The sequence below is a fragment of the Erythrobacter sp. CCH5-A1 genome, assembly GCF_001557115.1.
Classification (GTDB): domain Bacteria; phylum Pseudomonadota; class Alphaproteobacteria; order Sphingomonadales; family Sphingomonadaceae; genus Erythrobacter.
The window spans coordinates 1-11,645 of record NZ_LSKQ01000238.1; the positions used below are offsets into that span (position 1 = coordinate 1).

Genomic DNA, 11,645 nt, shown 5'->3' on the forward strand with positions numbered 1-11,645 from the left:
GCGGGAGGGGAGAAAGAACGGGCTTCACCAGCTCAAGATACCAGTCGCAGAACTTGCTCCACGTGAACTGGTAGATCGCGTTGGCCGCCGCGTCGAAGCGCAGGTCGGCCATTGCGCGCTCGATCTCGGTCACGCAGGCCGCGACCTCGCCGATGATCCACTGGTTGGCCGCAAGCCGCGCGGGCGGGGCCTTGATCGTGTCCGAGGCGCCGATGCCGTTCGACTGGCAGAAGCGCGCCGCGTTCCACAGCTTGGTGGCGAAGTTGCGGTATCCCTCGACCCGCTTTTCATCCATCTTGATGTCGCGGCCCTGGCTCTCCATCGCCGCCATGAAGAAGCGCAGCGCATCGGCGCCGTACTGGTCGATCAGGCCCAATGGATCGACCACATTGCCCTTGGACTTCGACATCTTCGCCCCGTCCGCCGCGCGCACGAGGCCGTGGAGGTAGAGCCTGTCCCAGGGCTTGGTCCCCATGTTGTAGAAGCCCATCATCATCATCCGCGCATCCCAGAAGAACAGGATGTCGAAGCCGGAAATGAGGAGGCTGTTGGGGAAATGTTTTTGCAGCAAAGAAGCCCCCGCCCCTTGCGGGAGGGGGTTGGGGGAGGGGTCTGCCGCGGATGCGGCAGCTTGCGCCGCCGCCCCCTCTCCCGACGCGCTGCGCGCGCCATCCTCTCCCGCAAGGGGAGAGGGGGAGTCGGGCCACCCCAGCGTGGCGAAGGGCCACAGGGCGGAGGAGAACCACGTGTCGAGGACGTCGGAGTCCTGCCACATCGGGTATTCAACCCGCATGTCCAACGTTTTCGCGAATAGCGCTGCGAACGCGTCGGCTCGGCTCTCGAAAAACCGGACCTTTAGTTCTTGACCCTTGGAGCGGATATACTCCGTCGCTTGGCGTTCAGCTTCGTCTTTATCCAACGCAATGAATGTGGTGTCGTAGTCTGTGGACGCGTTGCCGATCAAAGGCTCGTGCGGCGATTGAACCCCTATCCCCGTTGAAGGGAACTCGGCCGAAGGTTTCTCCTCGTTGGAATAGACCACAGGCCCATACCACGCCGGAATCCGGTGCCCCCACCACAGCTGGCGCGAGACGCACCACGGCTGGATGTTCTCCATCCAGTTGAAGAAGGTCTTCTCCCAGGTCTTGGGGACGATCTGGATCTCGCCCGAGCGCACCGCTGCGATCGGCTTCTTCGCCAGTTCCGCGGCGTTCACATACCACTGGTCGGTCAGCCACGGCTCGATCACCACGCCGCCGCGGTCCCCGAAGGGCGTGGCGATCTGGCGCGGCTCGGCGTCGTGCTCGATTTCCTCTCCGTCCTTCGATTTGGTCACGTGCGGGATGAGGAGCCCGAGCGCCTTCATCCGTGCCACCACCAGCTCGCGCGCACCGTCCACGCCGTCGCGGCGGAAGCGGTGGAGGCCGAGGAACTCCTCCGGCACCAGCCCGTCGGCGGTCTGGCAGACGTTGGCCTCGGCATCGAGCATGTTGAGCATCTCGGCCGCGGCAAAGCCGGCACGCTTGCCGACCTCGAAGTCGTTGAAATCGTGGCCCGGGGTGATCTTCACGCAGCCGCTCCCCAGTTCGGGATCGGCGTGTTCGTCGGCGATCACGGGGATGCGGCGACCGGTCAGCGGCAGGATCACGTGCTTGCCGATCACGCTCTGGTAGCGCTCGTCTGCCGGGTTCACCGCCACCGCCATGTCGGCGAGCATCGTCTCCGGGCGGGTGGTGGCGACTTCGAGATAGTCGCGCCCGTCATCGAGCCTCGCGCCGTCCGCGAGCGGATACTTGAAGTGCCAGAAGCTGCCCGCGATGGTTTGCGTCTCGACCTCGAGATCGGAAATCGCGGTCTTGAGCTTCGGGTCCCAGTTCACCAGCCGCTTGTCGCGGTAGATCAGGCCGTCGTTGTAGAGGTCGACGAAGGTCTTGATCACCGCCTTGGTGAAGTGCAGGTCCATCGTGAACTGCTCGCGGCTCCAGTCCATCGAACAGCCGAGGCGGCGCAGCTGGTGGGTGATGGTGCCACCGCTTTCGGCCTTCCACTCCCACACCTTCTCGACGAAGGCCTCGCGCGAATAGTTGGTGCGCTTGTCCTGCCGCGCCTCCATCTGGCGCTCGACCACCATCTGCGTGGCGATGCCGGCGTGATCGGTGCCGACCACCCACAAGGCATCCTTGCCGCGCAGGCGCTCGTAGCGGATCACCACGTCCTGCAGCGTGTTGTCGAGCGCGTGGCCGATGTGGAGGCTCCCCGTCACGTTGGGCGGGGGGTTGACGATGGTATAGGCCTCGGCCTCGGGACGCTCGGGCCGGAACAGGCCGTTGGTTTCCCAATGCTGATACCAGCGCGCCTCAATGGCGGCGGGGTCGAAAGTGGTCGGCAGAGTGTCGCTCATGATAGGGCGCGCCATGCCAGCACCCATGTTGCGATGCAATGATACAAAGCCCGCAAGAAGTCGCAGGCGGCCTTGCTCGTGCACCTTGCGGCCCTGCCAAAATCCCCCCATACCCCCAACCACATGCAGAGTGCGGCGCAACATTTGCTGGAAGGGTCAGACGCAGGCGTGCCGCGTCTGGTGCTGTCGGGGCACCTCACCCTCGCAGCGATTGGCCCGCTCGAACGCGCGCTTCGGAGCATCGAGGGCCCCGTCGGCGCGGTCGATCTGGCCGGGGTCGAGGAGATCGACACCGTCGGCGCATGGGTCGTGTGCCGCTTCGCGCGCGAGCATGACAGCGACATCACCGGCGCCAGCCCCGAGGCCGAGCGCCTGCTCGCCGCGATGCGCGACATCGACGCGAGCGGCGACACCCACCCCCACCGCCTGCCGGTGTGGGAACGCGTGCCGCTTGCCGTGGGCGAAAAGGTGTTCGGCGCGCGCGGCGGGATCTACGGCGTGGTCGCCTTCTTCGGCCAGATCCTGATCGCGGCGGGCAATCTGCTGCGCCGGCCCGGCCGCTTCCCCTTGAAGGCACTGATCCACCAGATGGAGCTGGTCGGCGTCACCGCGCTGCCGATCATCGGGCTCATGAGCTTCCTCATCGGCATCGTCATCGCCCAGCAGGGCTCGGTCCAGCTCCAGCAGTTCGGGGCCGAGGCGCTGACGGTCAACCTCGTCGGGCGCATCACCCTGCGCGAGCTGGGCGTGCTGATGACCGCGATCATGGTCGCCGGCCGATCGGGCAGCGCCTTTGCCGCGCAGCTCGGCACGATGAAACTGACCGAGGAGATCGACGCGATGCGCACGATCGGCATCTCGCCGGTCGAGGTGCTGGTGATCCCGCGCATCCTCGCGGCGACCTTCATGATGATCCTGCTCGGCTTCTTCGCCGCGCTGCTGGCGATCATCGGCGGGGCGGTGGTGGGCCAGTTCGCGCTCGGCATCCCGTTCTTCACCTTCCTGCTGCGCATCCAGGAAGTTGTGCCCACCCACGACCTGTGGGTCGGGCTGATCAAGGCCCCCGTCTTCGGCCTGATCGTCGCGCTTGCCGGGTGCTATCACGGGATGCAGGTCCACGGGAATTCCGAGGAAGTTGGCCGGCGGACCACCATGGCGGTGGTCTCGGCGATCTTCGCGGTGATCGTCCTCGACGCCTTCTTCGCGGTGTTCTTCACCGAGATCGGGTGGGGCTGACATGACGCGGATGAAAGCCCACCCTTCCGACGACGAACCGGTCATCAAGATCGAGGGCCTCGTCAATTCCTTCGGCGACTTCAACGTCCATGAAGGGCTCGACCTTACCGTGCGGCGCGGCGAGATCCTCGGCGTGGTCGGCGGGTCGGGCACCGGCAAGTCGGTGCTGATGCGCTCGATCATCGGGCTCCAGCGGCCGAGCGCAGGCCGGATCGACGTGCTCGGGCGCTGCATCACCGAAAGCGATCTCGAACAGGGCATCGGCGTGCGGCGGCGCTGGGGCATCCTGTTCCAGGGCGGCGCGCTGTTCTCGACCCTGACCGTGGGCGAGAATGTCGAGGTGCCGATCAAGAAGTACTACCCCGATCTCGACCCCGCCTTCCGCGCCGAGATCGCCCGCTACAAGGTGATGCTCACGGGCCTTCCCGAAAGCGCCGTGCAGAAATTCCCCTCCGAGCTTTCGGGCGGCATGAAGAAGCGCGCCGGGCTTGCTCGCGCACTCGCGCTCGATCCCGAGCTGCTGTTCCTCGACGAGCCCACCGCCGGGCTCGACCCCATCGGCGCGGCCAAGTTCGACCGGCTGACGCGCGAGCTGAAGGAAACGATGGGGCTCACCGTGTTTCTCATAACCCATGATCTCGATACGCTTTACGAGATCTGCGACCGGGTCGCGGTGCTGGCCGACAAGAAAGTCATCGCGGTCGGCACCATTCCCGAACTCATCGCCACCGGGCACCCGTGGATCGAGGAATATTTCAATGGCCCGCGCGGCCGCACCGCCCATGCCACGCACCTGCGCGAGGAACAGGCATGAAAAAGAGAATATTGGACAAGGCCGCCTTCGGGCACGCATAGGGAACGCGCATGGAAACCAGAGCCAATCATCTGTGGGTCGGCGCGGTGACGCTGGTGCTGCTGGCGGCGCTGGCGGCGTTCATCGTCTGGATCGCGCGCCTCAACGAAGGCGCGAAGGATGAATACGACATCTTCTACAACCAGTCGGTCTCGGGCCTCAACCAGGGCAGCCAGGTGACGTTCGCGGGCGTGCCGGTGGGACAGGTGACCGAAATCGCGCTCGCCAAGGACAACCCCGAATTCGTGCGCGTGCGGGTCAAGGTGAAGGACGACGTGCCCATTCTGGTAGGCACGCAGGCGACCATCCAGGCGAGCTTCACCGGGGTCTCGACGATCCTGCTCGACGGCGCGCGCAAGGACAATCCGCCGATCACCTGCGAGACCACCGCCTGCCCCGAAGGCCGCCCGGTGATCCCCCCGGGCCGCGGCGGCTTCGGCGAGATCGTGGCCAACGCGCCGCTGCTGCTCGAGCGGCTGGCGACGCTGACCGAGCAATTGAACCTGATCCTCGGCCCGGAAAACCAGAAGGAGCTGGCGGGCATCCTCAAGAACTCCAATCGCCTCACCGCAGGGCTCGCCGATGCGACCCCCGAGCTGACCCAGAACCTCAAGGATTTCCGCGTCACAATGCAGGAATTCAACCAGACGCTCGATGCCGTCGAGCGGCTGGCCGACAACACCAACGGCCTCGTCGGCAAGGAAGGCGAGCCGCTGGCGCAGGAGCTGCGTGCGACTTTGAAGAGCGCCAATGCGACGCTCGCCACCCTATCGGCGACGCTGGAGGACACGCGGCCCGCGATCCGCCAGCTGCGCACCGGCACGCTGCCCTCTGCCGAGGCGACCTTGCAGGACCTGCGCGCAACCAGCCGGTCCTTGCGCGCGATCACCGAAAAGCTCGAAAGCGAAGGCGCGGGCGCCCTGGTGGGCGGCAAGTCGCTGCCCGATTACAAGCCTGAATGATTTGGCCCGAGTAGAAGGACCCAATGTCATGAACCTCCGTCTCCGGCCTGTACTTTTTGGCCTGCCGCTCGCGCTTGCGCTGGCGGGCTGCATCAGCCTGGGCGGCGAACCGCCCGAAAGCCTGCTGACCCTCACCCCCGCCACCCGTGCGCCTGCGGGGCCGGGTGCGGGAGGCGGGGAAGAGCGTCCGGTGATCGCGGTACTGCCCTTCGATACCCCCGCCAAGCTCGACGTGCTGCGCGTGCCGGTGGCAGTGAGCGAGACCGAGCTTGCCTATATCAAGGAGGCATACTGGGTCGAAAAGCCCGCGCGCCTGTTCCGCCAGCTGGTCGGCGAGACGATCCGCGCGAAGGGGCAGGCGATGGTGGTCGACGGCAATGAGATCGCCGCGATGCCAACCGTGACCTTGCAGGGCACGTTGATCGACATGGGCTTCGATGCCGCGACCTCTGAGGCCGTGGTGCGCTTCGATGCGGTGCGGATCGCCAAGGACGGCGCGGTCATTACCCGCCGCTTCGAGGCGCGCGAGGGCGGGGTGACCGCCGACGCGCGCTCGGTCGGCGCGGGGCTCAATGCCGCGGCGAACAAGGTTGCGGCGGACGTCGCGGAATGGGTGTCGGCGGGGTAGAAAGGCCCGAACCGCACTCGCGCTCAACCAACTGCTTTCCTACACGATTTTGGTGTGACACGATGCGCGCATGACTCGCGCCGCGCCCCTTTTGTCTTCGCAACCGGCAGGCCGTAGCAAGGGCGGGTTTTCCGCTTCTGGACAGTGTCTCATGTGTCTCCAACAAGGAGGCGGCTACGGCGTCCCGGCCAGCCTCGCGAAGGCAGCCGCGCGCAGGAAGTCGGCCTCGCGGCGCTGGCGGCGCTCCTCGGCCTCCCGGTCGCGGCCCCACAGCTCGGCCTGCCACTCCTCCTCGAGACACGCCGCCTGCCACAGCGCGAGGGGCTCGTCCTCGTGGCGGGCGTCCAGCGCCGAGAGGCCGATGGTGAGCGAGGCGGCGAGCCGCGTCATCGCCTCGAGCCCCGCCAACTGGAAGGGGGTGAGGGTGAGCAGCCGGGCGCGCAGGGCAGCCAGCGTCGCGGGCGGCTGCGGGCGGTGGAGCACGCCGCTCACCCGGGTGAAGGTGACGCCGTGGGCGGCCTCGAAGGCTGAGAGCAGCGGCTCCCACACCGCCTGCTGGCGCGCATGGAGCGGCTCGTCGGGGTCGGCGCGGTAGCACAGCGTGTCGGTCTCGGCATAGCTGAGGAGGCCCTCGGCGCACGCCTGGGGATTGGGGCTGAGGATGTCGATCGCGTAGTCGGCCATGTCCCGCAAGGGGAGGCTGGCGGGGTCGATCTGCTCGCCCTGTCCGCGCCACTCGGCCGCCAGCGCCTCGGCCAGCGGGCGGGTGGGGAGCAGCTGGGGCGCGCCGCCGACCGTGCGCACGCCGCGGGTGTCGAGCATGACCTGCCAGCCCTCCGGCTGCTCGGCCAGAGTGACGGTGGTGTAGAAGCGGCGGATCATGGGCGGCGCTTGTCGGCGGCCTTCCAGCGCCGCACCAGCACCAGCGGCATGACGAAGACGTCGGCCACGCCCACCAGCACCAGCACCGCGCCGACCGCGCGGGGCAGGTCGATGACGCCGCCGATGATGGCGAAGCCGAGCATCACCAGCCCGACGCCGGCAAAGCGCATGGCGGTGATGACGATGAAGCGGTTGCGGGCCTGCGCCTCGGCGGCCTCGCGGGGTGAAGGTGAGGGGGTCATGGCAAGGTCTCCTCGAGCGCGGCGGCGAGGTCTTGGGCGGTCTCCACCACGCGGCCCGCGCCGCTGGCGATGAGTTCGGGGGTGCCGTGGTAGCCCCAGCCGACCCCGATCGCGGCGACCCCGATCGAGCGGGCCATCAGCATGTCGAAGCTGGTGTCGCCGATCATGACGGCTTCGGAGGGCTGGGCGCCGGCCTCGAACAGCGCGGCTTCGAGCATCGCCGGGTGGGGCTTGGAGGGGTGGCGGTCGGCGGTCTGGAGCGAGGTGAAGAGGTGGGCGATGCCGTGGGTGGCAAGGCAGGCGGCAAGGCCCCGGTCGGACTTGCCGGTGGCCACGGCCAGCTGCCAGCCCGCGCCGTGGAGGGTGTGGAGCAGCTCGGCGATGCCCTCGTAGAGCGGCTCGTCGAGCAGGCCCTCATCGCGCCGCGCGCGGAAGCTGGTGCGGTAGAACTCGGTGACCGCGCGGTTCTGTTCGTCGGTCAGCGCGGGGGCGAGGCTGCGGACGGCGGCGGGCAGGCTCAGGCCGACGATGCGCCGGACGGCGTGGTTGTCAGGGGCGGGGAGGCCGGCGCGGGTGAAGGCGCGCTCCATCGCCCAGCAGACGTCGGCCTGCCCGTCGACGAGGGTGCCGTCGCAGTCGAACACCGCAAGCCGGGTCATTCCGGCAGCTCCCGCACCAGATGGGCGAGCGCGGCATGGCCTGCGGTCTCGAGGCCGAGCGCGATGCGGGCGCGCTCCTCGGGCGTCTTGTTCTGCGAGAGCTTGAGGGTTGGCCGCCAGGCCTGCACCTCGAGCTCGAAGCCGGTGATGCCCCGGAACAGACCGGACCATGTCTTCTCTGAGGACTCCTCCGCCAGCCACGGCTCCCCGCCCAGCCGCCCCTCGTGCTTGGCGATGGCGGCGTGAAGGAAGGCCTCGAGCCCTTCGTCGTCCATCTTGCGGACCCGGCCCTCGAGCTCGAGCGCGACGTAGTCCCAGGTCGGCACGGTGTCGCGGTTGTCGTACCAACGGGGGGAGACATAGGCGTCGGGCCCGTTGACCACGATCAGCGCGGTCGCGCCGTCCAGGTGCCGCGTCAGGGCATTGCCGCGGGCGAGGTGGAACTGCATCGCCCCGTCGCCGGTGGTCAGCAGAGGCGTGTGCGCCACGCGCGGGCCGTCGGGCGTCTGGGCGAAGACCATGCCGAAGCCGATCTCGTCGATCAGCGACTCCATCAGCGCGCGGTCCTCGGTGCGGAAGAGCGGATTGGGATGCATCAGCGGGTCGGTCGTTTGCCGGAGGGCTTGCCCCCCGCCTTGGGCTTGCCCTTCGGTTTGGGCTTGGGCTTGCCCTGCGCCCTGGCTGCCCCACGGGCACGGCGGGGCGCGCGCTCTTCCTTCCTCGCCTGCTTGAAGTGGCGGCGGGCTGCCTGCTTCTTCTCTTCAGGGGTCTTTTCGGGCACCTCCTCGCGCAATGGCGAGGCGTCGGACATGGCCGGATCGAAGCCGAGCACCTCCATGCTTGCGGCGAAGTGCGGCGGGAGTTCGGCGGTGACGTCGAGCTTCCCTCCGGTGCCTTCCCCCGCCTTGGGCTCCGAGATGATCAACCGGCGGGCATGCAGGTGCATCTTGCGGCTCACCGCGCCCGTCAGGAAGGCGTCGGGCCCGCCATACTTGCCGTCGCCGACGATCGGGTGGCCGATCGCGGCCATGTGGACGCGCAGCTGATGGGTGCGGCCGGTCAGTGGCTCGAGCTCGACCCACGCGGCGCGCTGGCCCGCGCTGTCAACCACGCGGTAACGGGTCTTGGCCGAAGCGCCGTTTTCCTCGTCGACATGCATCTTCTCGCCGCCGGTGCCCGGCTGCTTGGCGAGGGGCGCGTCGATCACGCCCTCGGCGAGGTCGGGCTTGCCGACCACCAGCGCCCAGTAGACTTTCCGCGCGCTGCGGCTGGCGAAGCGCTTGGAGAAGCTTGCGGCGCTGCCCGGCGTGCGCGCGATCAGCAGGACGCCCGAGGTGTCCTTGTCGAGCCGGTGGACGAGGCGCGGGCGGGGCGCGTTGCCCTCGACGAAGGCGTCGAGCAGGCCGTCGACATGCTTGGTGGTCTTGCTCCCGCCCTGCGTGGCGAGGCCGGGGGGCTTGTTGAGGACGATCGCGGTGGGCGTCTCGCGGATCACCATGTCTTTCGCCTCAGCGATCAGTTCGGGGCTGAGCGGGCGCGCTCGGGGTTTTGCCGCCTCGCGCGGGGGCTCGTCACCGCCCGGCGGGACGCGCAGCACCTGTCCGGCAGCGAGGCGATCCTCCGGCTTGGCGCGCTTGCCGTCGACCCGGATCTGGCCCGTCCTTGCCCAGCGCGAGACCGTGGCGAAGCCGACCTGCGGCAGGTTGCGCTTGAACCAGCGGTCGAGCCGGATGCCGTCGTCATCCGCGCCGACGCTGAACTGGCGGACGTTGTCGCTCGCAGCAGGCTCGCTCATCGCGGGCCCCCCTGCACGGCGACGAGGCCGATCACCACCGCCGCCATCCCGGCGATCAGCGAGGCGGCGGCATAGCCGAAGGCGAGCCCCGCCTGCCCGCGGTGGAGCATGGTGACGAGCTCGGCCGAAAAGGCGCTGAAGGTGGTGAAGCCGCCGAGCAGGCCGACGCCGAGCAGCAGCCGCGCGGTCTCGGCGGTCTGCTCGCCCGGCGCTAGCCTCGCGACCCAGCCGACCAACGCGCCCATCGCGAGGCTGCCCACGATGTTGACCGCGAGCGTGCCCCACGGAAAGGCATTGCCCTCGCCCGCGAGCGCGCCCGCCCAGCGCCCCGCATGATAGCGCAGCACCGAACCCGCCGCGCCGCCCGCGGCGACGTAAAGGCTGGCCTTGAGGGGAGAAATCACAGCGTCCATCGCGCGGCCATAGCGAGGCTCTTGGCCCGTGGCTAGGCGGGCGTGGGCCACGAATGCACTCAGGCGGCTTGCCATTTTGCCGCTGTTGGACTATCGGGGCGCCGATTGAAGGGCGGTCCCCCATGGGAATCGCCCGCATTTCATTGGAAATTCACCGCGTAACCCTGCGCAGAATCATGCAGGGCTCTGGCGTTTGGACATGAGGTAGTCGTCGTTTATGCAAATCATGGTTCGCGATAACAATGTCGATCAGGCCCTGCGCGCGCTCAAGAAGAAGCTGCAGCGCGAAGGCGTTTATCGCGAAATGAAGCTGCGTCGCCACTACGAGAAGCCCTCCGAGAAGCGCGCCCGCGAAAAGGCCGCCGCCGTGCGCCGCGCCCGCAAGATGGAGCGCAAGCGGATGGAGCGCGACGGGAGCAAATAATCCCGTCGTCAGGCGTCTATCCGGCATCGGAACGCTTGAAACCCCTTTGCCGATCAGCCATCAGGGCGCGGTTTCAATCCCGCGCCCTTTTGTCGTCGCGCCCCAGTGACGATGCGTGACTAACAGGACATCACCATGACCGAGATTACCCGCGTTCCCATCCAGCCCGTCAAGCAGGGCTCGCTGACCAAGCTGTGGATCGGGGTGATCCTTGCCGTGCTGGTGGGGGCGGGGCTTGCCTGGTCGGCCGTGCCGCGCGGGCTCGATGTCGATGTGGTGCAGGCTGGCACCGGCCCGACGCCCAAGCCGGGCGAGGTGATCTTCGTCAAGTACAAGGGCAAGCTCGCCGCCGATGGCACGGTGTTCCAGGACGCCCAGGAAAGCCCCTTCCCGGTGCAGGGTCTGTTCCCCGAAGGCACCCCGCTGCTGTTCGAGGAAGGCCAGGTCATTCCGGGCTTCTACGAAGGCCTCAAGAACGTCCAGAAGGGCGGCAAGTACACGATCTTCATTCCGGCCGAACTGGGCTACGGCGCGACCCCGCCGCAGGGCTCGCCGATTCCGGCCAACGCCGATCTCGAATTCGACATCGAAGTCACCGGCATCATGACCCGTGCGGCGGTGGAGCGCAATTTCGAGATCCTGCGCCAGCAGATGCAGGCCCAGATGGGTGCCGGCGCGGGCGGCGCGGGCGGGGAAGCGCCCGGCGGCGAGGCCCCGCAGGGCGCGCCCCAGGGCGCTCAGGGCCAGTAAGGGCGGGACGCAGCGCATGTCGGTCGACAAGGCAACCGTCGCCAAGATCGCCAGCCTTGCGCGCATCCGCATGGATGACGCAGCGCTCGAGAGGATGGTGCCGGAGTTGAACGGCATCCTCCAGTGGGTCGAGCAGCTCGGCGAGGTGGACGTCACCGGCATCGAGCCGATGGCGGCGGTGATCCCCAACACCCTGCGGCTGCGCGACGATGTGGTCGACGCCGATCCGCTGACCGGCGGCGGCAAGCGCGACGACGTGCTCGCCAATGCGCCTGCGGCCGAGCACGGGTTCTTCGGTGTGCCCAAGGTGATCGAGTGATTTTGCGCTTTGCCCGCCTGTTCCCCTCCCGCTCGCGGGAGGGGCTATGGGTGGGCACGAACAACCATACCCCCGCGCGCG

The 11,645-nt window shown here is 68.0% G+C and carries 14 protein-coding genes; 7 read left to right on the forward strand and 7 right to left on the reverse strand.

The annotated features are described in order from the left end of the window. A partial coding sequence (locus AX708_RS14880) for a valine--tRNA ligase (RefSeq protein WP_067490362.1) occupies positions 1-2,401 on the reverse strand: 2,401 nt, incomplete at its 3' end. A 123-nt stretch (positions 2,402-2,524) separates the two neighbouring features. On the opposite strand from AX708_RS14880, the gene AX708_RS14885 reads away from it, so the two are divergent. The 4 genes from AX708_RS14885 to AX708_RS14900 are packed head-to-tail and all read left to right on the forward strand — an operon-like array spanning position 2,525 to position 6,080. Continuing rightward, positions 2,525-3,637 (forward strand): MlaE family lipid ABC transporter permease subunit, encoded by a 1,113-nt coding sequence (locus tag AX708_RS14885; protein ID WP_066531098.1) that lies wholly within the window; start codon positions 2,525-2,527, stop codon positions 3,635-3,637. Between the two features lies 1 nt (position 3,638). After that, complete coding sequence (locus AX708_RS14890; RefSeq protein WP_066531099.1) at positions 3,639-4,451, forward strand: ABC transporter ATP-binding protein; 813 nt, start codon at positions 3,639-3,641, stop codon at positions 4,449-4,451. 50 nt (positions 4,452-4,501) lie between these two features. Beyond that, a complete protein-coding gene (locus AX708_RS14895; protein ID WP_066531101.1) occupies positions 4,502-5,452 on the forward strand; it encodes an MlaD family protein in 951 nt (316 codons plus the stop codon). A 28-nt stretch (positions 5,453-5,480) separates the two neighbouring features. Further along, entirely contained in the window at positions 5,481-6,080 is a 600-nt protein-coding gene (locus AX708_RS14900; protein WP_066531102.1) for an ABC-type transport auxiliary lipoprotein family protein, read from the forward strand. Positions 6,081-6,254: 174 nt separating this feature from the next. On the opposite strand, the gene AX708_RS14905 is transcribed toward AX708_RS14900, so the two are convergent. Genes AX708_RS14905 through crcB form a run of 6 tightly spaced genes read right to left on the reverse strand, consistent with a single transcriptional unit; the run spans position 6,255 to position 10,071 of the window. Beyond that, positions 6,255-6,962: an ATP12 family chaperone protein gene (locus AX708_RS14905; protein WP_156443443.1), complete on the reverse strand. Its 708-nt coding sequence runs from the start codon at positions 6,960-6,962 to the stop codon at positions 6,255-6,257. Further along, positions 6,959-7,204 carry a hypothetical protein gene (locus AX708_RS14910; RefSeq protein ID WP_066531103.1) on the reverse strand — a complete coding sequence of 82 codons (246 nt, stop codon included), beginning with the start codon at positions 7,202-7,204 and terminating at the stop codon, positions 6,959-6,961. The genes AX708_RS14905 and AX708_RS14910 overlap by 4 nt, the downstream gene beginning before the upstream one ends. Further along, complete coding sequence (locus tag AX708_RS14915) at positions 7,201-7,863, reverse strand: HAD-IA family hydrolase (protein ID WP_066531104.1); 663 nt, start codon at positions 7,861-7,863, stop codon at positions 7,201-7,203. Before AX708_RS14915 ends, AX708_RS14910 begins: the two co-directional genes overlap by 4 nt. Then, positions 7,860-8,459 carry an FMN-binding negative transcriptional regulator gene (locus AX708_RS14920; RefSeq protein WP_066531105.1) on the reverse strand — a complete coding sequence of 200 codons (600 nt, stop codon included), beginning with the start codon at positions 8,457-8,459 and terminating at the stop codon, positions 7,860-7,862. Before AX708_RS14920 ends, AX708_RS14915 begins: the two co-directional genes overlap by 4 nt. Next, a complete protein-coding gene (locus tag AX708_RS14925) occupies positions 8,459-9,658 on the reverse strand; it encodes an RluA family pseudouridine synthase (RefSeq protein ID WP_066531107.1) in 1,200 nt (399 codons plus the stop codon). The genes AX708_RS14920 and AX708_RS14925 overlap by 1 nt, the downstream gene beginning before the upstream one ends. Further along, positions 9,655-10,071: a fluoride efflux transporter CrcB gene (gene crcB / locus AX708_RS14930; RefSeq protein ID WP_066531108.1), complete on the reverse strand. Its 417-nt coding sequence runs from the start codon at positions 10,069-10,071 to the stop codon at positions 9,655-9,657. The genes AX708_RS14925 and crcB overlap by 4 nt, the downstream gene beginning before the upstream one ends. A gap of 217 nt (positions 10,072-10,288) precedes the next feature. On the opposite strand from crcB, the gene rpsU reads away from it, so the two are divergent. The 3 genes from rpsU to gatC all read left to right on the forward strand — a co-directional run bounded on the left by rpsU (position 10,289) and on the right by gatC (position 11,564). Then, positions 10,289-10,495 (forward strand): 30S ribosomal protein S21, encoded by a 207-nt coding sequence (gene rpsU, locus AX708_RS14935; RefSeq protein WP_017664771.1) that lies wholly within the window; start codon positions 10,289-10,291, stop codon positions 10,493-10,495. Between the two features lie 135 nt (positions 10,496-10,630). Then, entirely contained in the window at positions 10,631-11,245 is a 615-nt protein-coding gene (locus AX708_RS14940; RefSeq protein ID WP_066531109.1) for an FKBP-type peptidyl-prolyl cis-trans isomerase, read from the forward strand. Positions 11,246-11,261: 16 nt separating this feature from the next. After that, positions 11,262-11,564, forward strand: coding sequence for an Asp-tRNA(Asn)/Glu-tRNA(Gln) amidotransferase subunit GatC (gatC, locus tag AX708_RS14945; protein ID WP_066531112.1), 303 nt, complete (start codon positions 11,262-11,264; stop codon positions 11,562-11,564). Positions 11,565-11,645: the final 81 nt, after the last annotated feature.

Excerpts from the sequence above, each read along its gene's own strand:
- AX708_RS14885 (WP_066531098.1), top strand. The coding sequence starts at position 2,525 with ATGCAGAGTGCGGCGCAACATTTGCTGGAAGGGTCAGACGCAGGCGTG.
- AX708_RS14890 (WP_066531099.1), top strand. The coding sequence starts at position 3,639 with ATGACGCGGATGAAAGCCCACCCTTCCGACGACGAACCGGTCATCAAG.
- AX708_RS14895 (WP_066531101.1), top strand. The coding sequence starts at position 4,502 with ATGGAAACCAGAGCCAATCATCTGTGGGTCGGCGCGGTGACGCTGGTG.
- AX708_RS14900 (WP_066531102.1), top strand. The coding sequence starts at position 5,481 with ATGAACCTCCGTCTCCGGCCTGTACTTTTTGGCCTGCCGCTCGCGCTT.
- AX708_RS14905 (WP_156443443.1), bottom strand. The coding sequence starts at position 6,962 with ATGATCCGCCGCTTCTACACCACCGTCACTCTGGCCGAGCAGCCGGAG.
- AX708_RS14910 (WP_066531103.1), bottom strand. The coding sequence starts at position 7,204 with ATGACCCCCTCACCTTCACCCCGCGAGGCCGCCGAGGCGCAGGCCCGC.
- AX708_RS14915 (WP_066531104.1), bottom strand. The coding sequence starts at position 7,863 with ATGACCCGGCTTGCGGTGTTCGACTGCGACGGCACCCTCGTCGACGGG.
- AX708_RS14920 (WP_066531105.1), bottom strand. The coding sequence starts at position 8,459 with ATGCATCCCAATCCGCTCTTCCGCACCGAGGACCGCGCGCTGATGGAG.
- AX708_RS14925 (WP_066531107.1), bottom strand. The coding sequence starts at position 9,658 with ATGAGCGAGCCTGCTGCGAGCGACAACGTCCGCCAGTTCAGCGTCGGC.
- crcB (WP_066531108.1), bottom strand. The coding sequence starts at position 10,071 with ATGGACGCTGTGATTTCTCCCCTCAAGGCCAGCCTTTACGTCGCCGCG.
- rpsU (WP_017664771.1), top strand. The coding sequence starts at position 10,289 with ATGCAAATCATGGTTCGCGATAACAATGTCGATCAGGCCCTGCGCGCG.
- AX708_RS14940 (WP_066531109.1), top strand. The coding sequence starts at position 10,631 with ATGACCGAGATTACCCGCGTTCCCATCCAGCCCGTCAAGCAGGGCTCG.
- gatC (WP_066531112.1), top strand. The coding sequence starts at position 11,262 with ATGTCGGTCGACAAGGCAACCGTCGCCAAGATCGCCAGCCTTGCGCGC.